The organism is Nocardioides sp. cx-169 (genome assembly GCF_021083605.1).
In the GTDB taxonomy this organism is placed as follows: Bacteria; Actinomycetota; Actinomycetes; order Propionibacteriales; family Nocardioidaceae; genus Nocardioides.
In genome coordinates this window covers 305222-328863 of record NZ_JAJNRO010000002.1, presented here as the reverse complement: position 1 = coordinate 328863, position 23642 = coordinate 305222, and the positions used below count along the sequence as shown (strand labels likewise).

Annotated in this window: 24 protein-coding genes; 16 read left to right on the top strand and 8 right to left on the bottom strand. The window is 72.7% G+C overall.

Annotated elements, in window-relative coordinates:
* Positions 1-12 precede the first annotated feature (12 nt).
* On the bottom strand, positions 13-669 hold the full coding sequence (locus tag LRP67_RS02745) for a histidine phosphatase family protein (RefSeq protein WP_231268661.1): 657 nt from the start codon (positions 667-669) through the stop codon (positions 13-15).
* A gap of 326 nt (positions 670-995) precedes the next feature.
* Between LRP67_RS02745 and LRP67_RS21750 the strand changes: the two genes are divergently transcribed.
* Genes LRP67_RS21750 through LRP67_RS02730 form a run of 3 tightly spaced genes read left to right on the top strand, consistent with a single transcriptional unit; the run spans position 996 to position 4152 of the window.
* Positions 996-2036 (top strand): enoyl-CoA hydratase/isomerase family protein, encoded by a 1041-nt coding sequence (locus LRP67_RS21750; RefSeq protein ID WP_231268659.1) that lies wholly within the window; start codon positions 996-998, stop codon positions 2034-2036.
* Positions 2029-3300, top strand: coding sequence for a CoA transferase (locus LRP67_RS02735; protein WP_231268657.1), 1272 nt, complete (start codon positions 2029-2031; stop codon positions 3298-3300). The genes LRP67_RS21750 and LRP67_RS02735 overlap by 8 nt, the downstream gene beginning before the upstream one ends.
* A 36-nt stretch (positions 3301-3336) precedes the next feature.
* Positions 3337-4152, top strand: a complete 816-nt coding sequence (locus LRP67_RS02730; protein ID WP_231268655.1) for a hypothetical protein — start codon at positions 3337-3339, stop codon at positions 4150-4152.
* Positions 4153-4174: 22 nt separating this feature from the next.
* On the opposite strand, the gene LRP67_RS02725 is transcribed toward LRP67_RS02730, so the two are convergent.
* From LRP67_RS02725 to LRP67_RS02715, 4 genes are all read right to left on the bottom strand, one after another.
* Positions 4175-4531: a hypothetical protein gene (locus LRP67_RS02725; protein WP_231268653.1), complete on the bottom strand. Its 357-nt coding sequence runs from the start codon at positions 4529-4531 to the stop codon at positions 4175-4177.
* Positions 4476-4739 (bottom strand): hypothetical protein, encoded by a 264-nt coding sequence (locus tag LRP67_RS02720; protein ID WP_231268651.1) that lies wholly within the window; start codon positions 4737-4739, stop codon positions 4476-4478. The genes LRP67_RS02725 and LRP67_RS02720 overlap by 56 nt, the downstream gene beginning before the upstream one ends.
* A complete protein-coding gene (locus LRP67_RS21230) occupies positions 4736-4870 on the bottom strand; it encodes a hypothetical protein (protein ID WP_269210973.1) in 135 nt (44 codons plus the stop codon). Before LRP67_RS21230 ends, LRP67_RS02720 begins: the two co-directional genes overlap by 4 nt.
* 68 nt (positions 4871-4938) lie before the next feature.
* A complete protein-coding gene (locus tag LRP67_RS02715; RefSeq protein ID WP_231268649.1) occupies positions 4939-5985 on the bottom strand; it encodes a PP2C family protein-serine/threonine phosphatase in 1047 nt (348 codons plus the stop codon).
* 140 nt (positions 5986-6125) lie between these two features.
* On the opposite strand from LRP67_RS02715, the gene LRP67_RS02710 reads away from it, so the two are divergent.
* Genes LRP67_RS02710 through LRP67_RS02695 form a run of 4 tightly spaced genes read left to right on the top strand, consistent with a single transcriptional unit; the run spans position 6126 to position 8364 of the window.
* Positions 6126-6743, top strand: a complete 618-nt coding sequence (locus LRP67_RS02710; protein WP_231268647.1) for a nitroreductase family protein — start codon at positions 6126-6128, stop codon at positions 6741-6743.
* A complete protein-coding gene (locus LRP67_RS02705) occupies positions 6740-7390 on the top strand; it encodes a hypothetical protein (RefSeq protein ID WP_231268645.1) in 651 nt (216 codons plus the stop codon). The genes LRP67_RS02710 and LRP67_RS02705 overlap by 4 nt, the downstream gene beginning before the upstream one ends.
* A 24-nt stretch (positions 7391-7414) precedes the next feature.
* Complete coding sequence (locus LRP67_RS02700) at positions 7415-7897, top strand: glutathione peroxidase (protein ID WP_231268643.1); 483 nt, start codon at positions 7415-7417, stop codon at positions 7895-7897.
* Complete coding sequence (locus tag LRP67_RS02695; RefSeq protein WP_231268641.1) at positions 7897-8364, top strand: SRPBCC family protein; 468 nt, start codon at positions 7897-7899, stop codon at positions 8362-8364. Before LRP67_RS02700 ends, LRP67_RS02695 begins: the two co-directional genes overlap by 1 nt.
* A gap of 158 nt (positions 8365-8522) precedes the next feature.
* Here the strand turns inward: LRP67_RS02695 and LRP67_RS02690 are convergent, their stop codons facing one another.
* Both LRP67_RS02690 and LRP67_RS02685 read right to left on the bottom strand, forming a co-directional pair.
* Positions 8523-10847, bottom strand: a complete 2325-nt coding sequence (locus LRP67_RS02690; protein WP_231268639.1) for an MMPL family transporter — start codon at positions 10845-10847, stop codon at positions 8523-8525.
* A gap of 60 nt (positions 10848-10907) precedes the next feature.
* Entirely contained in the window at positions 10908-11495 is a 588-nt protein-coding gene (locus LRP67_RS02685; protein ID WP_231268637.1) for a TetR/AcrR family transcriptional regulator, read from the bottom strand.
* 159 nt (positions 11496-11654) lie between these two features.
* Here LRP67_RS02685 and LRP67_RS02680 point away from each other — a divergent pair, with 159 nt between their 5' ends.
* Positions 11655-13001 (top strand): NAD-dependent malic enzyme, encoded by a 1347-nt coding sequence (locus tag LRP67_RS02680; RefSeq protein ID WP_231268991.1) that lies wholly within the window; start codon positions 11655-11657, stop codon positions 12999-13001.
* Positions 13002-13004: 3 nt separating this feature from the next.
* Here LRP67_RS02680 and LRP67_RS02675 read toward each other — a convergent pair whose 3' ends face one another.
* Positions 13005-13637 carry a hypothetical protein gene (locus tag LRP67_RS02675; protein WP_231268635.1) on the bottom strand — a complete coding sequence of 211 codons (633 nt, stop codon included), beginning with the start codon at positions 13635-13637 and terminating at the stop codon, positions 13005-13007.
* A 145-nt stretch (positions 13638-13782) separates the two neighbouring features.
* On the opposite strand from LRP67_RS02675, the gene LRP67_RS21745 reads away from it, so the two are divergent.
* The 8 genes from LRP67_RS21745 to LRP67_RS02630 all read left to right on the top strand — a co-directional run bounded on the left by LRP67_RS21745 (position 13783) and on the right by LRP67_RS02630 (position 23570).
* On the top strand, positions 13783-15117 hold the full coding sequence (locus LRP67_RS21745) for a calcium-binding protein (RefSeq protein WP_231268633.1): 1335 nt from the start codon (positions 13783-13785) through the stop codon (positions 15115-15117).
* 112 nt (positions 15118-15229) lie between these two features.
* Entirely contained in the window at positions 15230-16237 is a 1008-nt protein-coding gene (locus LRP67_RS02665; protein WP_231268631.1) for an ATP-binding cassette domain-containing protein, read from the top strand.
* The gene (locus LRP67_RS02660; protein ID WP_231268629.1) at positions 16234-17007 is read left to right on the top strand and encodes an ABC transporter permease; all 774 of its coding nucleotides are present in this window, start codon (positions 16234-16236) and stop codon (positions 17005-17007) included. Before LRP67_RS02665 ends, LRP67_RS02660 begins: the two co-directional genes overlap by 4 nt.
* Positions 17008-17071: 64 nt before the next feature.
* Complete coding sequence (locus LRP67_RS02655; RefSeq protein WP_231268628.1) at positions 17072-18724, top strand: von Willebrand factor type A domain-containing protein; 1653 nt, start codon at positions 17072-17074, stop codon at positions 18722-18724.
* Positions 18725-18800: 76 nt separating this feature from the next.
* Complete coding sequence (locus tag LRP67_RS21220) at positions 18801-20255, top strand: fatty acid desaturase (protein ID WP_269210971.1); 1455 nt, start codon at positions 18801-18803, stop codon at positions 20253-20255.
* Positions 20256-20273: 18 nt separating this feature from the next.
* A complete protein-coding gene (locus LRP67_RS02640) occupies positions 20274-20843 on the top strand; it encodes a TetR/AcrR family transcriptional regulator (RefSeq protein ID WP_231268626.1) in 570 nt (189 codons plus the stop codon).
* A 56-nt stretch (positions 20844-20899) separates the two neighbouring features.
* Positions 20900-22300, top strand: a complete 1401-nt coding sequence (locus LRP67_RS02635; RefSeq protein WP_231268624.1) for an MFS transporter — start codon at positions 20900-20902, stop codon at positions 22298-22300.
* Positions 22301-22358: 58 nt separating this feature from the next.
* A complete protein-coding gene (locus LRP67_RS02630) occupies positions 22359-23570 on the top strand; it encodes a M15 family metallopeptidase (RefSeq protein ID WP_231268622.1) in 1212 nt (403 codons plus the stop codon).
* Positions 23571-23642 lie beyond the last annotated feature (72 nt).

Genomic DNA, 23642 nt, shown 5'->3' with positions numbered 1-23642 from the left:
GGTTCGCGGCGGTCATGAGTAGGTCACGGCCGTCGGGGCCAGATGGGCATGCTCGTTGTACGAGATCAGAGTCGTCCCCCGTCGTCCGACGACGACCTTGGAGATGCTGCTGTTCACGACCACCCGGTTGAGCGCGCGCCATTGGGGCTCGCCGCCCGAGGTCAGGGCGGCAGCGATCCAGGCGATGACCCCGGCGCTGGTGAAGACCACCGCGGTCTCGCCCGCGCCCAGGTCCGCGGCCAGGCGGCGCAGGCCGCGCTGGACGCGAGTGGTGAAGTCCGTGAACGGCTCGGCGTACGCGTAGTCGTGCAGCCCCGAGGACCAGCGCGGGATCGCGGTGTCCAGCGGTGAGACCGCTCGTTCCCGCAGGGCCGCGTCGAGCGGCGAGCCGGGGTGCCCCGCGACCTCGAGCACGTCGGAGTGGTCGAACTCGTTCCAGTCCGGCTCTGACTCGACGGCCGGCCCCCATCCGCACGCCAGCGACGCCCCCTCGGCGGTCTGGCGCTGGCGCCGCAGGGTGCCGCTCAGGATCCGCGTGGGCCGGGTGCCGCGCCGGTCCAGCTCCGAGCCGACCAGCCCGGCCTGCTGCTCGCCGAGGGGCGACAGCAGGTCGTAGTCGGCGGCTCCGGTCATCGCCTGGCCATGGCGGACGAGCAGGATCGTCCCCACGTGGGGGCCTCCTCGGGGGTACGCGGGTATTGGGCAGATAATAGAACTGTACACGGCCCGGCCCGATCGTGAGGTCAGTCGTCGAGGTGGTCGCGCAGCGCCCGCATCGCCTGGTCGATGCAGTCCGTGATCTCGGCAGCGGCCTCTGGTGGGGGGTGATCCGGCGGCGGAGCCTGGTCTGCCTCGCGGTCGCCGGCTCGGGGCGCCCGACGCGGCCGGTGCGCGCCCGGTGCAGCCGCCGGGGAGCGGGCCGGCTCACGATCACTAGGATGTGCGCGTCCCTCGGCTCCGTGTGCGCCGAGGAACGGTCCGTCTAGGAGGGGTCCGTGGTGCGGTGCTCGCTCAGCCGCCTGGTTGAGGCCGTCGACGGGCGACCGCCCTGGGCGGACGTCGCGGCACCGCGAGAGCCGTTGCTCCTGATCGATCTCGACGACAGCGTCGGCCTCGACTGGCACGCCGCGGCGCAACGCCGCTTCCTCGAGCGGCTGGGCGCCCCGGGCCCGATCCTCGTCGGCCTTGCCCCCCACGGCGTACCCCCTGGCGCCGCGCCCCTCCTCGAGCGGCTCACCGTCACCGTGGCCCCGTCCGGACCCGGCCGCACCTGGGTCGACGCGGACCCGGTCGCGGGCGTGGCCGCCCTGGAGGATGCCGTCGCCGCCGCCCCCCTGGCCGCCTCCGCGCTCGCGGGGCTGCTGCGCATCACCGACTCCGTGCCGGTCGCCGAGGGCCTGCTCGCCGAGTCCTTCGCCTACTCCACGCTCTTGGCGGGGCCGGAGTTCCAGGCCTGGCGCGCGGCCACGCCGCGCCGTGCGGTGCCCCGGGCCGCCGGTCCCGTCCTCGCCGAGCGGGTCGGAGACGTGCTCCGCATCGCCTTGAACCGGCCGACGCGGCACAACGCCTTCGACACGGGGCTGCGGGCCGCGCTGATCGGGGCCCTCGAGATCGCCCTGGCCGACGGCTCGGTGGCCCGGATCGAGCTCTCCGGTCACGGACCGTCCTTCTCCAGCGGCGGCGACCTGGACGAGTTCGGCAGCGCACCCGACGTCGCGACCGCGCACGTCGTCCGCTCCGTGCACAGCCCCGGCTACCTGCTCCACCGACTCGCCGACCGGACGGAGGTGCGGGTGCAGGGGGCCGTCGTCGGCGCCGGCATCGAGGTGGCCGCCTTCGCGCACCGGGTGGTGGCGCGGGAGGGGGCGTGGTTCCGGCTCCCCGAGGTGTCGATGGGCCTGGTGCCGGGCGCCGGCGGGACGGTCAGCGTCCCGCGCCGGATCGGGCGCTGGCGGGCGGCCTGGATGGCCCTCACCGGCGAGCGGGTGGGCCTCGACCGGGCACTGGCCTGGGGGCTGGTGGACGCGCGTGCCTGAGCCCGACCCGGTCCTGCGGGCCTGGGCGGAGTCCGGCGCGATGGCCTTAACCGGTCGGCCCGAGGGGCCGCCCCTGGTGGCGCCGGGCGACCCGGCCGGGATGGTCGTCCGCGCCCTCGAGGACCTCGGCCGCGCGGTCGCGGCCCGAACAGGTCGCACCCCGGCCCTGCCCGGTCCCGAGGTGCTGGGGGAGCGCGCCGCGATCGCACGCCTGGGTCGCAACGCGCCGTCGTCCTGCGGCGGCGGGTTCCGCTTTCTTCCCACCCGGGACGGCCACCTCGGCCTCACCCTGGCGCGCGCCGCCGACGTCGACCTGCTGCCCGCGCTCGTCGAGTCCGACCTGGTGCGCGGCGCCGGCGAGCAGCCGAGTCGGCGGCAGTGGCAGGCCCTCGAGCGCTGGTCGCGCACCCTGCCCACGCGGGAGGCGCTCAGTCGCGCCCGGCTGCTCGGCCTGGCGGGTGCCGCGATCCCCGAGCCGGGCGTCGTCGCCTCCTCCGCGCCGACACCGGCGGCACGCGTGATCCGGCTCGGCGGTGACCGACGCGTGGCCGAGCGCCCGCTGGTGGTGGACTTCAGCTCCCTGTGGGCAGGCCCGCTCTGCGCCCACCTGCTGTGGTTGGGCGGAGCCGAGGTCGTGAAGGTCGAGAGCTGGTCCCGGCCCGACGGGGCACGGCGCGGACCGGCCGCGTTCTTCGGCATGCTTCACCAGGGGCACTCCTCGGTGGCCGTGCGCCCCGACGATCCCGACGACCTGCGAGCGCTGCGGGGACTCCTCGCGCGCGCCGACCTGGTGATCGAGGCGTCTCGGCCACGCGCCCTGCAGCGGTGGGGGATTGATGCCGACGCCGTCGTCGACGGCGGCACGGGGTGGCTCTCGATCACTGCCAAGGGACGGGCGTCCGACACGGTCGGGTACGGCGACGATGTGGCCGCCGACGCCGGCCTGATCGTGTGGGAGGACGGCTCCCCCCGGCTGTGCGGCGACGCCATCGCCGATCCCCTCAGCGGCGTCGTGGCCGCGGCCGCCGCGGCGCAGGCGCTGCTTCGCGATCGCGCCGCGCTCGTGGAGGTGTCCATGCGCGACGCCGTGCTGGAGGCCCTGAGCCACCCGTCCGCAGGCCGCGCGATCGTCCGGCAGGACGCGACCGGCTGGACGGTGCAGGACCGCCACGGCCATCGCCACCCGGTCCGGTCGCCGCGGGCCCGGCGCGCGAAGGGGACCGCCCCGGCGCTGGGCGCGGACAACGACAGGTGGCTTCGGTAACGATCGCCGCGAGGATCCAGCTGCGCGACGGTCGAGGTGGACGGCCGGCGCGCCGACGTCGACGTCGCCGACGGACGCGTGGTCGCGATCGCCGCCCCGGGAGTGCTGCCCACGCAGGCGGTGGCGCTGCGGGTGCACGGCCGCGGCGGTGCCCTGCTTCCGGGCCTGCACGACCACCTCCACCTCCTGGCCACGGCCGCGCGGCTGGAGTCTGTCGACTGTGGACCGCCCGCGACCGGCAGGCTGGACGCCCTGCGCCGGCGATTGCAGGCGGCTCGGGACGCGCTGCCGGCCGACGGCTGGATCCGCGGCGTGAACTACCAGGAGTCGGTCGCGGGCGAAGTGGGTGACGACCTGCTCGACGAGCTGACCGGCGAGACCCCGGCCCGGGTCCAGCACCGCAGCGGCGCGCTGTGGATGCTCAACTCCGTCGCCTGGCGCATCGTCGAGCCGGGCCTGGTCGCCCGCCTGCGCGGCACCGGGGGGCGAGTGACCCGGGAGTCCCTCGTCCTGACCCTCGCGGTCCTGGGCGAGGTGGGGGCCGCGCCGGGCGACCGGATCGAGCACGGTGCCGTGGTGCCGACCGACCTGCACGAGAGCATGCGCGAGCTCGCCCTGCGGGTCGTGACGCAGCCGGACTTCCTGCGCACTCGGGGCACCACCTACCTGCGCGACGTCGCCCCGACGGCCTGGCCGTGCTCTACCCCCATCGCAGCCTGGCCGACTCGGGGATCCCGACGACGCCGTCCAGTGACGCGCCGTTCGGCGAACTGCACCCGTGGCAGGTCATCAGGTCCGCCGTGTAGCGGCGGACCGCGCACGGGGTGGCGATCGGCGCCGCCGAGGCGGTGAGCCCGCGGACGGCCCTCGCCGGCTACCTCCCACCGGCCGCCTGCCCTGCGCGGCGCCCCGCCGCCTGGCCGAGGGCGGGCCCGCCGACCTGCTCCTGCTGCACGCGCCGCTGCGCTCCGTGCTGGCTGCGCCTGCGCGTGCTCAGCGCCTCTTCGACCACGCCACGAAGCACCTTGGGTGCGACGCCGCTGGCGGCCTGCACGGCGAGACCGTTCGAGACGGTGAGGACGTAGCGGGCCAGGCGGGCAGGGTCCGAGTCGTCTGCCAGGTCGCCTTCCTCGCGAGCCCGTCGGAACCGGGCCTCGAGTCCGGCCCGCGCGCCCTCACGCCACTCGGCGAGAAGGTCGTGGACGACCAGCCGCTCGTCGCTGGCCGCCAAGGCTCCCTGCACTCCCAGGCAGCCGTGAGGCGAGCCGGGCCGCGATGGTGCCGAGGAGGAAGGCCTCGGCGACCCTCTTCGCCGTCGGCTCCAGCGCGGCCCGCAGCGCGTAGGAGCCGGGGCCCGCGGTGTAGCGGTCCAGCGCCTTGCGGAACAGCTCCTCCTTGCCACCGAAGGCGGCATAGAGGCTGGGCTTGCCGATCTTCATCGCGTCGTCAGGTCCGTGAGGCTGGTGGCTTCGTAGCCCTGCCGCCAGAAGACCTCGACGGCGCGGTCGAGGGCCTCGTCGAGGTCGAACTCTCGAGGTCTGCCGATAGGGGCGGTGGGCGAGCCGGCCATGACCGATCCTAGGTTTGTATTCCAACCGGTCCACAAAGAGGTGAGGCGCCGCTTGAGACGTCTGGCCGCTAAGCGTGATGCTCGGTGAGGACCAGCGCGAGGTCGTCGTCGACCTGGGTGCCGGCGTGCTGGAGCAGCTCGTCGACGAGGTGGTCGAGGGCCTGCTCGAGCGAGCCGCGGGACAGGTCGTCGGCGTGCTCGTCGAGGGAGAAGAAGCGCCCCCGGCTGTCGCGCGCCTCGACCAGGCCGTCGGTGTAGAGGAGCATCCGCGCGCCCTCGGGCCAGTCGTGGGTGGTGAGGACCGGGTCGGCGCCCAGCCCGAGCGGCAGGGTGTGCTCGCTGGGCTCGAGACTCGACGCGGTGCGCCCGGCCACCAGCACGGGTGAGGGGTGGCCGCAGTTGGCGAGCGTGACCCGGTCGGCGGTGAACTCCGCGACGATCGCGGTCACGAAGTCCTCGTCGGAGACCATCCCTGCGACGGTGGCGTCCAGCGTGCGGGCGACCGCGCCGATGTCGGTCTCGGTCACCGCGGCGTGCCGGAACGCGCTCAGCACCGATGCCGCGACCTGGACCGCCTCGAGGCCCTTGCCCTTCACGTCGCCGATGATCATCCGCACGCCGTTCGGCGTTAAGCTGGCCTCGTAGAGGTCCCCGCCGACCTGCGCAGCGGCGGTGGCCGAGACGTAGCGAGCCGCGAGGACGACCTCGCCCAGGCGCGCGGGCAGCGAGCTCAGGAGCGCCTGCTGGGCGGTGGCTGCGATGACGGTCATCCGCCGCAGTCGCTCCTCGCGACGGTCGCGCACGACGGCCGAGACGACGGCCAGGATCGCGAGCGCGACCCCGAGCCAGGCCCGCAGGAGCCACTCGGTGCCCGCGGTGCCCTCGTCGAGATAGCCGACCACGAACGCCAGCACCACGCCCGCGACCGCGACGGCGGCGGTGCGCCGGGCGGTGGTGAGCATCGAGGCGATGATCGCGCTGGCCGAGTACGTCGCGGTGAGCAACAGGTCGCGGCGCAGGTCGGCGAGGACCAACAGGGCGAGCACCCCGAAGCCGGCCTGAAGCCCTCGATCGCGCAGGAGGAGCCCCAGTCGTCCGAGAGCGCGGGGTGGCATGCGGGCAGCATCCCAGGTCGCCAGCGGCTGTGAGCCACGAATACACCGGGCGCGGTCCGGAATGTTCCGCAGGCCACACCGTCCGACCCTGGTGGGCGCCGACACCCCGGACCACCTGCCCGGCGGCGATACTGGCCGGCATGGAGGAGCCGCACGCACCCATGCCCGGGGCCGAGGGCCTGGCCGAGCCGATGCGCTCGCGTTGGAGCCCCAGCATCTTCGACGCCCACCACCGCCTGGGCGCCGGCGACGTCGAGACGCTGCTCCACGCCGCGCAGTGGGCGCCCAGCTGGGGCAACCGCCAGCCGTGGGCGCTCCTGGTCGCGGAGCGGGGCTCGGCCGGCCACGACGTGCTGGTGCGCCACCTCAGCCGCGGCAACTCCGGCTGGGTGCCTCGCGCGAGCGTCGTGTTCGTGACCGCCACCCAGGTCGCGCCCGACCCCGACGGGCAGGGCGGGGACAGCCCGGACCACGCCTGCCACGACCTCGGCCAGGCCGCCGCGCACCTCACGCTCCAGGCACAGGCGATGGGGCTGCACGCGCACCAGTTCGCGGGCTTCGACCGGGGGGCGGTGCACGACGAGTTGGGGGTCCCCGCCTGGTACCGCGTCCTGACCGGGATCGCGGTCGGCGTGCGCGGCGAGCCCGCGGAGGTCCCCGAGCGCGACCGCGACCGGGAGCAGAAGGTGCGTCGCCGCCGCGAGCTCGACACGTTCGTATGGGGCCCGCAGTGGGGCCGGCCGTGGAGCGGCTCGTGAGCAGGCGCACCAAGAGCCTCCTGCTGCTGGCGGTGGTGGCACTGCTGGTCAACCTGCCGATCGCCCACAGCACCTGGACGGGGTGGCGCGTGGACCGCGACGGCGAGGACGTGCGCGCGACGGTCACCGACACCCAGCTCGTCGCCGACGACGGTGGCTACCTCGTGGAGTTCCAGATGCCGGAGGACATCGACCCCGATGAGTCCGTGTGGGTCGCCCAGGTCGACCGGGCGACGTACGACGAGGCGATCGCGAGCGCGCAGATCGGCGTCCGCGTGCTGCGCGACGACCCGTCGGCCTACACGGTGGAGGGGCAGTTGACCTCGCGGGTAGGGCTGGTGGTCATGGGCCTGGTGGACCTGCTGCTGCTCCTGGGCGCCGTCCTGCTGTGGCGCGGGCGCGGCCGCGCGGGACACGCGCTGGTGCTGAGGGCGACCGGCGACGTGGAGCGCAGCCCGCCCGGCGCTGGGATCGAGAAGCAGCACGACGGGCAGTACGTCGTGAGCGGCGACGTCGTCTCGCTGGAGGCCGACCGGATCGTGCTCGACGTGGAGGGGCGGGAGGTGACCGTGCTGCTCGAGGGCACCGCAACCCGGTCGGCTACCAGCAGCCCGCGCGCGCCACCGGTCACCTCGTGGGTTGAGTGACCCGCGGTTGGGGAAACGGGGGGCATGAGCACTCTCCAGGACTTCTCCGCCACGGGCATCGACGGCCAGGACGTCGACCTCGCGGCGTACGCAGGCCAGGTCGTGCTGGTCGTCAACACCGCCTCGCAGTGCGGCTTCACCCCGCAGTACCAGGGGCTTCAGGAGCTGCACGGCCGGTACGGCGTCCAGGGCTTCGCGGTCCTCGGCTTCCCGTGCGACCAGTTCCGCCACCAGGAGCCCGGCGACGACGCGGAGATCGCCGGGTTCTGCGAGCGCAACTTCGGGGTCACCTTCCCCCTCTTCAGCAAGGTGGAGGTCAACGGCGACGACGCCCACCCCGTCTTCCAGTGGCTGCGCGCGGAGAAGAGCGGGCTGCTCGGCAGCAGGATCAAGTGGAACTTCACCAGGTTCCTGGTCGGTCGCGACGGCAGGGTCATCGGCCGGTACTCGCCGACCACCGCGCCGGAGAAGATCAGCGGCGACATCGAGAAGGCGCTGGCCGCCTGATGGCCGTCTTCTCCGCGACCACCACGGCCGAGGCCGTCGTGCCCCACCAGCGCTCGTCGATCTGGGACGCGCTCATCGACCCGGCGCTGGTCGGGCGGATGACGCCGTTCGTCAAGCGGATCGAGGACCGCGGCGAGCACTGGGTGTGGTCGATGGTCGGTCTCGAGGTGCTCGGCGCCGGCTTCTCGCCGACGTTCACCGAGCGGATGACGCTCAAGGAGCAGGAGCGCATCGAGTTCCACCACGACCCGGCTGCCGGTGCCAAGGAGCGCGCGGGTGTGACGGGGTGGTACGACCTGCGCGAGGTCGACGGCGGCACCCGCCTCGAGACCAGCATGGAGATCTGCGTCAGCCTGCCGCTGCCACGCGCCGCCGGCCCCGCCGTCCGTACCGCCATGAAGGGCGTCATGGCCACCATGGGCGACCGGTTCTCCAAGAACCTGCTCGAGCACCTCGCGAAGGGCTGAGGGGCTGCAGCAGGGTTATCAGCAGATGCTGAAAAACCTGACGTTCTGGGCCGGAAAAACGGCCCAGAAGGTCAGGGAAATCGCCAGAGGCACCCGGTACGCCGAGCGGGCGGGCCCCAGCGTCCGCTGAGATCCGCCCGCTCGGGGGTCGCTCCGCCTCAGACGCGTGCGGAGCTCTCGCTGTCGAGCTCGCCGAGCTCGTCCTCGGGGTTGCCGCCGTTGAGGTGGGGGCGGACCAGCTGCTCGCCCTCGACGTCGACGTTGGGCAGCAGGCGGTCGAGCCAGGCGGGCAGCCACCAGGCCTTCTCGTGGAGCAGGTACATCAGCGCCGGGATCAGGGCCATCCGCACGATGAAGGCGTCGAACAGGACCGCCACCGCGAGCGCGAAGCCCATCGACTTGATGATCGGCTCGTCGATCAGGATGAACGCCGCGAACACCGAGATCATGATGACCCCGGCCGCCGCGACGACGCGGGCGCTGTTGCGGAAGCCGTCGATGACCGCGTCGTGGGTCGACATGCCGTGTACGTGCGCCTCGCGCATCCGGGTGACCAGGAAGACCTGGTAGTCCATGGCGAGGCCGAACACCAGACCGATCAGGAAGATCGGCATGAAGCTGACGATCGGCTGGCCCTCCACGATCCCGAACATGCCCTCCTGGAACACCGCGACGGTGACGCCGAGCGTCGCCAGCACCGAGAGCAGGAAGCCGAGCGTGGCGGTCAGCGGCACGAGCAGCGAGCGGAAGACCAGGGTCAGCAGCAGGAACGCGAGCCCGACGACGACCGCGAGGTAGACCGGCAGCGCGTCGCTGAGCCGCTCGGAGACGTCGGTGGTGATGGCGGTCAGGCCGGTCACGCCGGTCGTCGTACCCGTCTGCTCCTCGATGTCGCCCTGGCCCTCGCGCAGGTCGGTGAGCAGGTCCTCCGTGGCGGTGTCCTCGGGGCCCGTCTCGGGGGTGATGAGCACCGAGGCGCCGGTGCCCTGCTTGTTCATCCCGACCACCTGGGCGTTCTGGACGTTGTCCAGGCCGGCTGCCCATCCGGCGACCTCGCCGAACGCCGCCGGACGATCCGCCTCAGGTACGTCGCGGGCGTCGACCACCATGATCATGGGCGCGTCGCGACCCGGGCCGAACGCGTCGGCGACCAGGTCGGAGGCCTGGCGCTGCGTGGTCTCGGTCGACGACGTGCTGTCGCTCGGGAAGGCGAGGTGCAGGTTGGTCAGGGGTACGGCGAGCACGCCGAGGCCCACGACGACCAGGACCACGACCGCGATCGGGGCCCGCGCGATGAGGCGCGCCCAGCGGACGCCGTTGTTGAGGATCAGGCCGTCCTCGTCGCGCTTCGGGCGGTAGTGGCGGACCCGAAGGCCGAACGCCTTCGCCTTGGTCATGCCCAGCAGAGCCGGCAGCAGGGTGAGCGCGACGAGCACCGAGATGAAGACGGTGGCCGCCGCGGCGAGACCCATGCTCGCCAGGAACGGGATGCGCACCACGAGCAGAGCGGCCAGCGCGATGATCACGGTGAGCCCGGCGAAGACCACCGCGGACCCGGCCGTGCCGACCGCGATGCCGACGGCCTCCTCGCGGTCATCGGTGTGGTGCAGCTCGCTGCGATAGCGCGCCAGGATGAACAGCGCGTAGTCGATCCCTACCGCGAGCCCGATCATGGTGGCGAGCATGGGCGTGGTCGAGCCGATGTCGGTGAACGCCGTCATGGCGGTGACGCCCATGATCCCGAGCCCGACGCCGATCAGGGCGGTGAGGATCGGCAGGCCGGCCGCGACGAGCGAGCCGAACGTGAGGATCAGTACGAGGAGCGCGACCGCGATGCCGATCAGCTCGGACGTGCCGCCGATCTCCAGCATGCCGGTGGTGCCGGAGCCGTTGGCCTCGACGGTCAGGCCATCGTCGTCGGCCTCGTCCATGACGTCCATGAGGGCCTCGATCGTGGCGGGCTTCACGTCGGCCACCGCGTCGACGTCGAAGTCCCAGGTGATGATGCCGACCCGGCCGTCCTCGCTCAGCGGCGAGAGGGCGGCGGCGTTGGTGCGGGCGTCCTCCACCGGCGAGCCGGCCTCCCTCGCGGCCTTCACCAGCGCGTCCTCCTGCCCCTGCGCGGCCTCGACCGGCCCGGCCAGTGGGGCGTCGGGCATCTGCGGCAGCTTGCCGAGGTCCGCGACGAGGGCCTGGACCTGCTCGGCGTACTCCGGGTCGGACAGCGTGCTGCCCTCAGGCGCCGCGACGACGACCTTCACGGTCGCCTGGTCGAAGGCGTCGACCGCGTCCGGGAACAGCTCGGCCTGGAGGTCCGCGGCCTTCTCCGAGGGGATGCCGGGGATCGAGAACGAGTCGGACATCGGCTTCGACATCGTCGTGGCGAACGCGCCGACGGCGATGACGGCGATGATCCAGCCGGTGAGGAAGAGCGGCCAGCGGCGGAATGCCGTCTTGCCGAGGCGGTAGAGCGCGGTGGCCATGGAGGACTCCTGGTTCGGGGCGGGGAAGGGGGAAGGCGGAAGTGGTTCGGGCTACGGCCGTCAGCCGAAGAGCTCGCGCGCCGCGTGCAGGTTGGCGGTGAAGTCGTCGGGCAGCGAGCGGGCGGGGTCGATCTCGGTGAACGGAAGGCAGCAGTCGAAGATCGCCACGAGCAGCCGGATGACCAGGCGGGAGCGGTCGACTCCGAAGTCCTGGCCTTCGCGGGCCAGGATCATGTCGACGAAGTCGGAGGTGATCTCCTCGAAGCGCTCGTGGACGGCGAGGATCAGCCGCGGGTTGGCGAGGATGACCTGGCGGCCGGCCTCCATGCGCTCGCGATCGATGTCCTTGCCGTCCAGGATCACCCGGACCAGCTCGCCCAGGTCCTCGACGAGGTGACCGTGCGGCCCTCCCTCGAGGAAGGTCGCCATGACCGACGGCGGGATCTCCGGCGGCTTGCCGAGCACGGCGTCGATCTTGCTGGGGAAGTAGTTGAAGAGCGTGCGGCGCGACACCTCGGCGGTCTCCGCGAGCTCGTCCATCGTGAAGCCGTCCAGGCCGCGCTCGTCGGTGAGCCGCTGCGCGCACGCCGTGATGCGGGACTCGGTCTCGAGGCGCCGCCTCTCCCGCAGCGTTGCACTTTCTTCCACGGAGTGCATTCTTGCACTCCGGTCCCAATAGTGCACAAATGTGTTGATCGTCACGTACCCGGGGCGCACGCTCGTGGTGACTTGCCCGTAACGGGCGCGGGGGAGCAGGGTGACGAGGTGTCCCGGAACTTCGCCACCACCTCGTCGTACTCGATCACGATGCGCCTCCACACGGCGCCCGACCACGGGGTGGTGGGCCAGGTTGCCACGGCCATCTCCCAGGCCGGGGGGATCGTCACGGCCATTGACGTGGCGGAGTCCAGCGGCACCCGCCTGGTCCTCGACGTCACCTGCTCGGCCGGCGACGCCGACCACGCTTCCGAGCTCGAGGCGGCCGTCGACGCCGTCCACGGGGTCGAGGTCCACAAGGTCAGCGACCGGACCTTTCTGCTGCACATCGGCGGCAAGATCGAGGTCTCCTCGAAGGTGCCGCTGCGCAACCGCGACGACCTGTCGATGGCCTACACCCCGGGGGTGGGCCGGGTCAGCATGGCGATCGCCGACCACCCCGAGGACGTCTGGCGGTTGACCTCCAAGGGCAACACCGTCGCGGTGGTCACCGACGGCTCCGCGGTGCTCGGCCTCGGCAACATCGGCCCCGGGGCGGCGCTGCCGGTGATGGAGGGCAAGGCCGCGCTGTTCAAGCGGTTCGCCGGGATCGACGCCTGGCCGATCTGCCTGGACACCCAGGACACCGACGAGATCGTCCGCGCCGTCGAGCTGATCGCGCCCGGCTTCGGCGGCATCAACCTCGAGGACATCGCCGCGCCCCGCTGCTTCGAGATCGAGCGCCGCCTGCGCGCGAGCCTGGGCATCCCGGTCTTCCACGACGACCAGCACGGGACGGCGATCGTCGTGCTCGCCGCGCTCACCAACGCGCTGCGGGTGGTGCGCAAGGAGCTGGCGAGCGCCCGCGTGGTGGTCTCGGGCGGCGGGGCGGCCGGCAGCGCGATCGTCACCCTGCTGATCGCCGCGGGCGTCACCGACGTGGTCGTGTGGGACCGCGAGGGCTGCCTCGCGGTCGGGATGGAGGGGCTCTCCCCGGCCAAGCAGCGGCTCGCCGAGAGCACCAACCCGCGCGGGGTGCGAGGCGACCTGCGCGCCGCCCTGGCCGGCGCGGACGTCTTCATCGGCGTGAGCGCGCCGGGCGTCCTGCGGGCCGAGTGGATCAGCGACATGGCGCCCGACGCCGTCGTGTTCGCCCTCGCCAACCCCGACCCGGAGGTCGACCCGGCCGAGGCCGACCGGTACGCCGCGGTCGTGGCCAGCGGCCGCTCCGACTATCCCAACCAGATCAACAACGTGCTCGCGTTCCCCGGCGTCTTCCGCGGCCTGCTCGATGCCCGGGCCTCGGAGATCACCGTCGACATGCTGCTGCGCGCGGCCGACGCCATCGCCCACGTGGTGCGCGACGAGGAGCTCAACTCCAACTTCATCATCCCGAGCGTCTTCGACCCCGAAGTCCCCAGCGCCGTGGCCGCGGCGATCCGCGGCGACCACCGCTAGCGCTCAGCGCGACGACATCCTCTCGGGTGCGCGGTACCGCACGGTGGATCGCAGGCCCTCCTCACGCAGCGCGCGCTCCTCGGCGCGCACCTGCACGGCGTAGGGGTGGGCGGCGTACACGACCATGACCTCGAACCCGCCCGCCGGCAGCTCGCGCCGCCACTCGTGGCGCAGCGGGGTGCCGTCCTTCGTCTTCACCGTCCGCCGCTCCTCGTCGGCGTACTCGAGCTCGAGGGCCGCTCGCCCGTCCCTGCCCGCGGCCAGCTCGCTGTAGGTGATGACGATCGGGGAGCCGGTGATCTCGAACTCGCACTCCCACATCGTCCGGCGGCCCAGCTCGCGGTGCTGGGCGCGGACGTCGCGGCAGTCGTCGTTCCCGGGCCGGAACGAGGGGAACACCCAGCGCAGCCCGCGCGGCCCCGTCGGCCTGCCGCAGTCGCCCGCGTCGGCGACCTCCTCCCCGTCCCAGCAGACGGCGGACGCCTCGGCGGCGTCCGTCTCGGGCAGGTCGGCCCAGAGCAGCCGGGCGCCCAGGACGGCGGTCACGATGAGGGCGACCGCCAGCGGCAGGACCACGAGCGAGGTGCGCCCGCGCGCGAGTCGGCGCAGAGTCCGGTCGCCTGGCTCCTCGGTCATCGCCCACCTCGTCTCGCTCGCTCGCGCCATTGTGAACCCGTTGCGGGGCGGTGGACAGGTTTCCGGGGGTTTCTCGCGGTGGGGTGTTGCCTGCGGGCGATCCGTGTGAGCCTGGGCTCCCCGCTCCGCCCCTTTGGAGGCTCTTGTGCGCACTGTGTGGCTGGTCCTGCTGATGGCACTCACTCCCCTCGCCTGGGGCCCGGTCGCCGACGCCGCGCCCGGGGGAGGCAGTGAGCGGCCCGGCAGTGAGCGACCAGGCGCCCGCTGGTGTGCGGGAGAGCGCGCCACGATCGTCGGCAAGAACAGCGGCAACGGTGTCCTGGAGGGCACCGCGGGCCGCGACGTCATCGTGACCGACGGGGCGCGGATCACGCGGGGTCGGGGCGGCAACGACCTCATCTGCGTGGCGGGCGGCCGGTGGTCGGAGCGCCAGGTCGCCGGCGGTGCCGGCAACGACCGGATCCTGGTGAACCAGAAGCGCGCGCATCTGCGCATCTGGCCCGGTCCCGGCAACGACGTCGTCAGAGGCGGGGCCGGCCCCGAGCGGATTCTCCAGTGGGGCCCGAAGCTGGGGCGCGACGTCCTCCGGCTGGGTGCCGGCAACGACGTCGTCGACTACCGCACGAGCGCGCGCTCGAGGGACGCGATCGACATGGGTCCCGGTGCTGACCAGGCCTTCTGCACGCTGAAGTGCCCTTTCCCGGCGACCGGCGCGCGCTTCGCGGGCGGCGCCGGTCGCGACTACGTCAGCCTGGAGGACAGCACCGCCGCCCTGTCCCGGGTCCGGTTCGACATGGCCGCCGGGACAGTGACCTCGAACCTCGGGAAGATCCAGGTCTCCGGCATCGAGGACACCAGCTTCCAGTCGCAGAGCGACGAGGTGGTGGGCACCTATCGAGGCACCGAGGGCGACGACCGGTTCGCCTACCTGTCGGGAGACTTCCCCTCCGTCGTGCTGGGCGAAGGAGACGACCAGGTGTTCCCGCCTGTGGGCAACAAGCCGGGCGACACCCTGGACGGCGGCCCGGGCTCGGACCTGCTCCGGCTCCAGGCATACGGTGCGATCACTGCCGACCTCCCGTCCGGGACGGCGAGCCGGGACGCGGGTCCCGACCGCTCCGAGTGGTTCTTCGGCGGGTTCGAGAACATCGAGGCCCTGGGGTCCACGAGCGCGACCATCACCGGGACCGCCGGCCCGAACGTGATCTACGTCGGCGGGTGCTCGGTCGAGGTGAATGCAGGTGGCGGCGACGACATCGTCTCCTTCAAGGAGTATCGCGACGCCGGCGGCTCCATGGGCGGTGTGTCGTGCGACAACCGGCCCTCCGGGTGGGAGCTGAACGGTGAGGACGGTGACGACCTGCTTGTCAGCTGGTACCTCGACGACGTCCTCGTGGGCGGTCCGGGCACGGACTCCGCCGACGGCAGGGGCGGCGCGGACACCTGCGACGCGGAGACCGAGGTCGCCTGCGAGTCCTGAGGGCGATGAGTCCGGGGCGCGCGCCCGGGCAGAGCCGCTCCGGGATAAACCTGAGGCGGCCCGAGGGGGGCCGCGGCTAGTCTCCCGGGTCGACCCCGAAGGAGCTCCCCGCATGATCGAAGCACGAGGTCTCGTGCAGACCTTCTCCACCGGACAGGGCAGGAAGAAGAAGCCGGTCCACGCCGTGGCGGGGGTGGACCTGGACGTCGCAGAGGGAGAGGTCGTGGGCTTCCTCGGCCCCAACGGCGCGGGCAAGACCACGACCCTGCGCATGCTGGTGACCCTGCTGAAGCCGACGGCCGGCGCGGCCCGCGTCGCCGGGTACGACGTCGTACGCGAGGCCAACCAGGTGCGGCGCAGCATCGGCTACGTCTCGCAGACCGGGGGCGTCTTCAGCAGCGCCCGCGCCGGCGAGGAGGTGATGGACCACGGCATGCTCTACGGCCTGAGCCGCCAGCAGGTCGAGGCCCGTGGCAGGGAGCTGTTCGAGCAGCTGCAGCTCGACGGGCTGTGGGAGCGGATGCCCAAGAACATGTCCGGCGGCCAGAAGCGCCGCCTCGACATCGTGGCCGGGCTGATCCACGACCCGACCCTGGTCTTCCTCGACGAGCCGACCACCGGCCTCGACCCCCAGGCGCGCGCCAACCTCTGGGAGCACATCGCCCGGCTGCGCACCGACCGCGGCGCCACCGTGTTCCTGACGACGCACTACCTCGACGAGGCAGACGCCCTGAGCGACCGGATCGTCATCATCGACCAGGGGCGCATCGTGGCCAGCGACACCGCCGACAACCTCAAGGCGCAGGTCTCCGGCGACCTGGTCGATCTCGAGGTCGCCGACGAGCACCACGTCGTCGTGGCCCGGGACAAGCTGGCCTCGATCGGCACCCAGGTCGAGGTCGACGGCCGTCATGTGCGCGGCCGCGTGCCGCGCGCCGGCCGCGCGATCCCCGCGCTCCTGCGCGACCTGGACAACGCCGCCGTCTCCCTCGACTCGATCGAGGTGGCGCGCCCGACGCTCGACGACGTCTTCCTCACCCTCACCGGCCGGTCCCTGCGCGACGCGGAGGCGGCGGCCGACGGCACCGCCGACCCCGAGCTCGAAGGAGCCTCCGCATGAACGCCGGCAACACCTTCGCCCGCGACTCCCTCATCGTCTTCCGCCGCCAGATCCGGATGAACCTGCGCAACCCCGCGTGGGTCCTGATCGGCGTCATGCAGCCGGTGCTCTACCTGCTCCTCTTCGGCCCGCTGCTCGAGCCGGTCGTGCGCACGTTCCCCGGCTTCGACGGCAACGAGTTCACGTTCCTGGTGCCGGGGCTGCTCGTGCAGCTGGGCCTGTTCGGCGCGTTCTTCGCCGGCTTCGGGCTCATCGCGGAGTGGCGCGAGGGCGTGGTCGAGGCCGAGCGGGTCACCCCCGCCAACCGAACGGCGCTGCTGTGCGGGCGGCTGCTGCGCGACCTGGCGCAGCTGCTCGTCCAGGCGGTGATCCTGGTCGCGCTCGGCTACTGGATGGGCATGCGCGGCTCGGCCGGCGGGATCCTGCTGGGCATCCTGCTGACGCTGCTCATCGGTGGCGCCTGCGCGGCCGCGTCCAACGCCCTGGCGCTCACGACCAAGTCCGAGGACGTCATGGCGCCGCTGATCAACATGGTGATGATGCCGGTGCTGCTGCTCAGCGGGATCCTGCTGCCGATGACGCTGGGCCCCGCCTGGCTGCAGAACACCAGCGACTTCATGCCGTTCCGGTGGATCGTCGACGGCGTCCGCGACGCCTTCACCGGCGACCTCGGCACCAGTGGCGTCCTGTGGGGCACCGCCTGGGCTGCCGGACTGTTCGTGGTGGGCCTGTGGTGGGGCACCTCGGTGTTCCGCCGCGACGACGCGTAGGGCGGCCTACGCGGGCCAGGAAACCCCCGGGAACCGCTCGACGGCCCCGCCCGTCCCAGGACGCATGACTCTCGGTCCCCTGTCGCGCCGGCGCCCCCGCCCGCGCACCCTCGCTGTGGCGGCCCTCGCAGGCGCCCTCGCCCTCACCCTCGCCGGCTGCTCGGACGAGCACGGCCCGCGTGAGCCGGAGCCCGGTCCGGAGCCGGGGACGGTGACCCGCGGGATCGACGCAGCGGCCTACGTGGAGGAGTACGAGGAGACGCAGGGCGACGGCTCGGTGAACTACTCCCAGAGCCTGCCCGGCGACTCCGAGACAGGCGGGCCGCAGGTGCCGGAGCCGCAAGTGCCGGGGCTGCTCGACGACAACACCTTCGTCGACGCCGGGACGACCGGGTTCGTGGATCCCCGCGAGGACGCGCGGTCGACGTTCGCGCTGGACGTCGACACCGGCTCGTACGGCGTCGCCCGCACGCTGCTCGCCGACGGGGTGCTTCCACCGCCGGAGTCGATCCGGGTCGAGGAGTGGGTCAACGCGCTGCCGAGCGACGCGGCCGCGCCGGCCGAGGGGGAGGGTGACCTGGCGGTGACCAGCGACTCCGGCCCGGCGCCCAGCCTCGACGACGGGACCCAGCTGGTGCGGGTCTCGGTCGCGGCGCGCGAGGTCACCGCGGCCGAGCGGCCGCGGGCCAACGTCACCCTCGTGGTGGACACCTCGGGCAGCATGGACATCCGCTCCCGGCTCGGGCTCGTGCGCTCGTCGCTGGCTCTCCTGGCCGACCGGCTGCGCGACGACGACACGGTGTCGGTGGTGACGTTCGAGGACCAGGCCCGCCCGGTGCTCGAGCCAACGCCGGTGCGCGAGACGCAGGTCATCCTGGACGCGGTCGAGGAGCTGACGCCGGGGGGCAGCACCAACCTCGGGGCGGGGCTGGCGCTGGGCTACGAGCAGGCGCGGGAGGGGTACGACGAGGACGCGGTCAACCTCGTCGTCCTCTGCTCCGACGGCGTCGCCAACGTCGGCGCGACGGGCCCCGGCTCGATCAGCGAGCGGATCGCCGAGGAGGGCCGCGACGGGATCAGCCTGGTGACGGTCGGCTACGGCATGGGCAACTACAACGACCACCTGATGGAGCAGCTGGCCAACCTCGGTGACGGCTTCTACTCCTACGTCGACACCTTCGAGGAGGCCGAGGAGCTCTTCGGCAGCGCGTTGACGACCACGCTCACGCCGGTGGCCGCCGAGGCGCGGACCCAGGTGAGCTTCGACCCCGAGCGGGTGGCGGCATACCGCCTGGTCGGCTACGACAACCGGGCGATCGCCGACGACGACTTCGAGGACCTGGGCGTGGACGCCGGCGAGCTTGGCGCCGGCCACCGCGCGAGCGCCCTCTACGAGGTGCGCCTGGCCGCGGGCGTGCAGCCGGGCCAGCCGATCGGCACCGCCACCGTCCGCTGGCGCTCCCCCGACGCCGGACCGGCCGAGGCGCTCACGCGGCTACGAGCCGCCGACCCGGAGGCCCCCGCGACGCCGTCACTGGAGCTGGCGGCTGCGGTGGCCGACCTGGCGCAGCTGCTCAAGCGGGCCGCGCCGTACGACGGTCGGCCGGTCACCCTCGACGACGTCGCCGAGCGGGTCGCGGCGCTGGAGTCCGTGGGTGTCGCCGGGGCGGAGGAGGTCGCCGAGCTGGTCGCCGAGGCGCGCGGAGCGCAGAGCTGAGTTTACAAAGCGGGAGGTCTTGTCAAGCAGGTTTACAACGACTACGGTCCTGTAAACCGCAATGAAGGCAGGCCCCATGGACCAGATCGCCAAGAGCACCGTCCCCGCTGGCTCGACCGAGCAGTGGCGCGACCGCAAGCGCTACCTGTGGCTGATCGGCCTGGTCGTCCCGTCGTTGGCGTTCCTCGGCTACGGGCTGTGGCTGGCCACCGGTCTCGGCGTGTGGTTCTGGATCGGTCCGGTCGTGATCCTGGTGATCGTCCCCGCCATCGACCTGGTGACCGGGCTCGACCGCTCCAACCCGCCCGACGACGCGATCGAGGCGTTGGAGCAGGACCGCTACTACCGGTGGGTCACCTACCTCTTCCTGCCGGTGCAGTACGCCGGCTTCGTGGGCGCGATGTACCTGATCGCGCGCGGCGACCCGCTCGGCATCGGGGGTGACCTGAGCGTGGTGGACAAGGTGGGGCTCGCGATCTCCATCGGCTGCATCGGCGGCATCGGCATCAACACCGCCCACGAGCTGGGCCACAAGCGCGAGGCCAACGAGCGCTGGCTGTCGAAGATCGCGCTGGCCCAGAGCTTCTACGGTCACTTCTACATCGAGCACAACCGCGGCCACCACGTCCGCGTCGCCACCCCCGAGGACCCCGCGTCCTCGCGGATGGGGGAGACGTTCTACGCGTTCTGGCCGCGCACCGTGGTCGGGTCGCTGAAGAGCGCGTGGCGCGTCGAGAAGCGTCGCTACGCCCGCCGCAAGCAGCACCCGTGGCGCCTGGGCAACGACGTGCTCAACGCCTGGCTGATGTCGGCGGTGCTGTTCGGCGCGCTGATCGCGTGGCTGGGCGTCGGCCTCACGCCGTACCTCGTGCTGCAGGCGGTCGTCGGCTTCTCGCTGCTCGAGGTCGTCAACTACATGGAGCACTACGGGATGCTGCGCCGCAAGGTCGGCGTCGGCGACCGGCAGCGCTACGAGCGGGTCGACCCGTCGCACTCGTGGAACTCCAACAACATCGCCACCAACGTGCTGCTCTACCACCTGCAGCGCCACAGCGACCACCACGCCAACCCGACCCGGCGCTACCAGACCCTGCGCGACTTCGAGGAGTCGCCGGTGCTGCCGACCGGGTACGCCGGGATGATCGTGCTCGCGCTGGTGCCCCCGCTGTGGCGCCGGGTCATGGACCCGCGCGTCGCCCGCCACTTCGACGGCGACATCACCCGCGCCAACCTGCAGCCGGGCAAGGAGGCCAGGCTGCTCGCCCGCTGGCCGCGGCCGGTCGCCGTGGTCGAGGCCGAGCGCGTGGAGGCCGCGCGAGTCGCCGCGGAGGCGGCCGCCGTCCCCGCCGACGAGGTCGTGGCGGCGCGCTGCCCGGGCTGCGGCTACACCTACGAGGTGGAGGCCGGCCACGAGCTCGAGGGCTTCGCGGCCGGGACCGCCTGGTCGCAGATCCCCGACGACTGGTGCTGCCCCGACTGCGGTGTGCGCGACAAGGTCGACTTCGTCCTCCTCACCTCGGTCGACGCCTGACGACCTAGGCTTCTCGGCGTGAGCCTGCCCGCCGAGACCATGCGCGCGCGCGTCGTCGACGCCGCGGTGCGGCTGACGGCCGACATCGGCTGGTCGCAGGTCACGATGGCCCGGCTCGCCGACCAGGTGGGGGTGAGCCGGCAGACCGTCTACAACGAGATGGGCTCCAAGGCCGGGCTCGCGGAGGCGATGATCCTGCGCGAGCTGGAGCGCTTCCTCGGCGTCGTCACCGTCGCCTTCGACGAGCACCCGACCGACCTGGTGGACGCGATCGACGCCGCCGCGACCAGCGTGCTCGAGCTCGCCCAGGACAACCGGCTGCTGCACGCCGTGGTCTCCGCCACCCACGGCGCCGACACCGAGCTGCTGCCGCTGCTGACCACGCACGCCGAGTCGCTGCTCACGGCGGCCAAGCTGGTGATCGCCGAGCGCGTCACGCCGTACGACGTCGCGCTCGAGGCCGACCGCCTCGAGGCCGCCATCGACATGGTCGTCCGGGTCGTGCTCAGCCACGTCATGCAGCCCAGCGACACCCCCGCCGCCACCGCCGCCGACATCGCCTGGATCGCCGGCCGCGTCCTGCGGTAACGGGTCAGCGGGGCGAGGCGGATCCTGGTGCTCGCGACGGCTCTAGTGTTCATCGGGTGAGCGCGTCGGAGGCGTCGGAGGTGCGGCTGGGCACCACGACGGGTCGCGCGGTCATCGCGGCGGCGGTGCTGGGCTCCGGACTGACGATGCTCGACGGCACGGTCGTCAACGTCGCCCTCAAGACCATCGGCGAGGACCTCGACGCCAGCCTGGCCCAGCTGCAGTGGGTGAGCAACGGCTACCTGGTCTCGCTGGCCAGCCTGATCCTGCTGGGCGGCTCGTTGGGCGACCGGTTCGGGCGGCGGCGGGTGTTCGTCCTCGGGACGGTGTGGTTCGCGGCCGCGTCGCTGCTGTGCGGGGTGGCGCCCCACCCCGAGGTGCTGATCGCGGCCAGGATCCTCCAGGGCGTCGGTGGTGCGCTGCTCACCCCGGGGAGCCTGGCGATGATCCAGGGTGCGTTCGCGCACGACGACCGGCCGGCGGCCATCGGCGCCTGGTCCGGGCTCGGCAGCATCGCGGCCGCCCTCGGCCCGCTGGTCGGGGGCCTCCTGATCGACTACGCCCACTGGCGCTGGATCTTCCTGATCAACCTGCCCCTCGCCGTGGTCACCGTCGTCATCGCTCGGCACTGGGTCCCCGAGACGCGTGACCCGCACGCCTCGACCCGCTTCGACCTGCCCGGGGCGCTGCTGGCGACGCTCGCGCTGGGCGCGACGACGTACGCGCTCATCGAGTGGGGAGGGGAGCTCGCGCCGTACGCGGCGGTCGTGGCGGTGGTGAGCGCGGCGGGCTTCGTCCTCGTCGAGCGCCGGGCGCGCGAGCCGATGCTGGCGCTGGGGATCTTCGCCGACCGGACTTTCAGCGCGGCCAACGCGATGACGCTGCTCGTCTACGCCGCCCTCGGAGCGGTGCTGTTCTTCCTGACCCTGCAGCTGCAGACCGTCAGCGGCTACACCGCACTGGCTGCCGGTCTGGCGTCGCTGCCGATGACGCTGTGCATGCTCTTCCTGGCGGCCAAGGGCGGCGAGCTCAGCGCGCGCATCGGTCCGCGCCTGCCGATGACGCTCGGGCCGCTCGTGATGGCCGGCGGCACGCTCCTGCTCATGCTCGTCGACGACGAGGGCACGTACTGGACCCACGTCCTGCCCGGCATCACCGTGTTCGGCCTCGGCCTCGCGCTCATGGTCGCGCCGCTGACCGCGACGGTGCTCGCGGCCGCCCCCGACGAGCACGCGGGCATCGCCAGCGGGGTCAACAACGCGGTGGCCCGCGCCGGCTCGCTGCTCGCGGTGGCGGCGCTGCCGCTGGCAGTCGGGCTCGGGGGCGAGGAGTACGCCGACCCGGCGGCCTTCGACGGGGCATACCGCTCCGCGCTGCTGGCGTGCGCCGCGCTGCTCGCGGCCGGCGGCGTGCTGTCGTGGCTGACGATCCGCAACCGGGTACTGACCTCGGAGTAGGCGGCCCATCGAGGAGGCCCTCGGTTCGCGGCCTACCCTCGTCGCAAAGGAGGGCTGGATGCGGGTCACGCGGGCGCTGGCAGCGACGGCGACGGTCGTCGTCCTCGCGATCGCGCCCGGGTGCGGCGCCTCGGGGGGCGACGAGCCGAAGGCGGACCCGTCGACGCCGGCCTCGGCGGACCCGGACCCGAGCCCCAGCCGGCCCGAGGCGCCCGCGATCGACCCGGCGATGGCGATGGACCCGCCCGGGCCGCGCGAGGGGGCGCTGCAGTCCTCGGACATGATCCTGCTGAGCCGCGAGCCCTTCTCCGAGGAGGACGTGGCGGCCATCAGCGCGGTCGAGGGCGTCCAGCGGGTGGTGCAGTTCTCCCACTCGCAGGTGCCGATCGAGAACCGGCTGCTCAACGTCGCCGCGGTCGACCCCACGACGTACCGCAACTACACGCCGCTCGGCTCCGCGGACCTCCAGGACGTCTGGGACCGGGTGGCCGGCGGAGAGTTCGCCGTGGACCGCAGCCTCGCGAAGCGGCTGCCCACGGACGAGAGCGGCTTCCTTCGGTTCGGGGCCAAGGAGGGGGACCCGCTGATCCACCTCGGCGCCACCATCGACCAGGCACCCTTCGTCGACGTCGTCGTCAACGAGAAGTGGGTCGAGCCCCTGGGCATGAAGCCGGGCAACGCGCTCCTGGTTGGCACCGGGGTGACGTCGCCGTACTCGGTGCGCCGGGCGGTCGAGCAGGCGGCCGGGGTCTCCGCGCAGATGACCGACATCGTGGCGCAGCAGGGTCTCGACCCGGGCGCGAGGCAGATCGCGGTGCCGATCGGGACCGTGGCCGAGGCCGTCGGTACCTTCACCTACACCGTCCTCGGCGGCGGCCGGATCGCTCCCGACCCGGCGTGGGTCGCCTCCCACATCGCCACCGAGCAGGTGCCGATCCTCGGCACCGTCACCTGCAACCGCTTCGTGATCCCGCAGCTGCGCGAGGCGCTGCTGGAGATCCAGGCGACCGGCCTGGCCGACGAGATCCACCCCGGCGAGTACGCCGGCTGCTACTACCCCCGGTTCATCGCCGGCTCCACCACGCTCTCCAACCACTCCTTCGGGCTCGCGCTCGACCTCAACACCCCCGGCAACCAGCGCGGCACGGTCGGCGAGATGCACCCCGTCGTCGTCTCGATCTTCAAGAAGTGGGGCTTCGCGTGGGGCGGCGACTGGAACTACACCGACCCCATGCACTTCGAGATGAACCGGCTGGTCGAGCCGGGCTGAGCCGGGCGACAGAAACGCCCGCGGAGTCCGGCGCCCGCGTCGCCCTTCGACCGCTCGCCGAGAAGCCGAGCG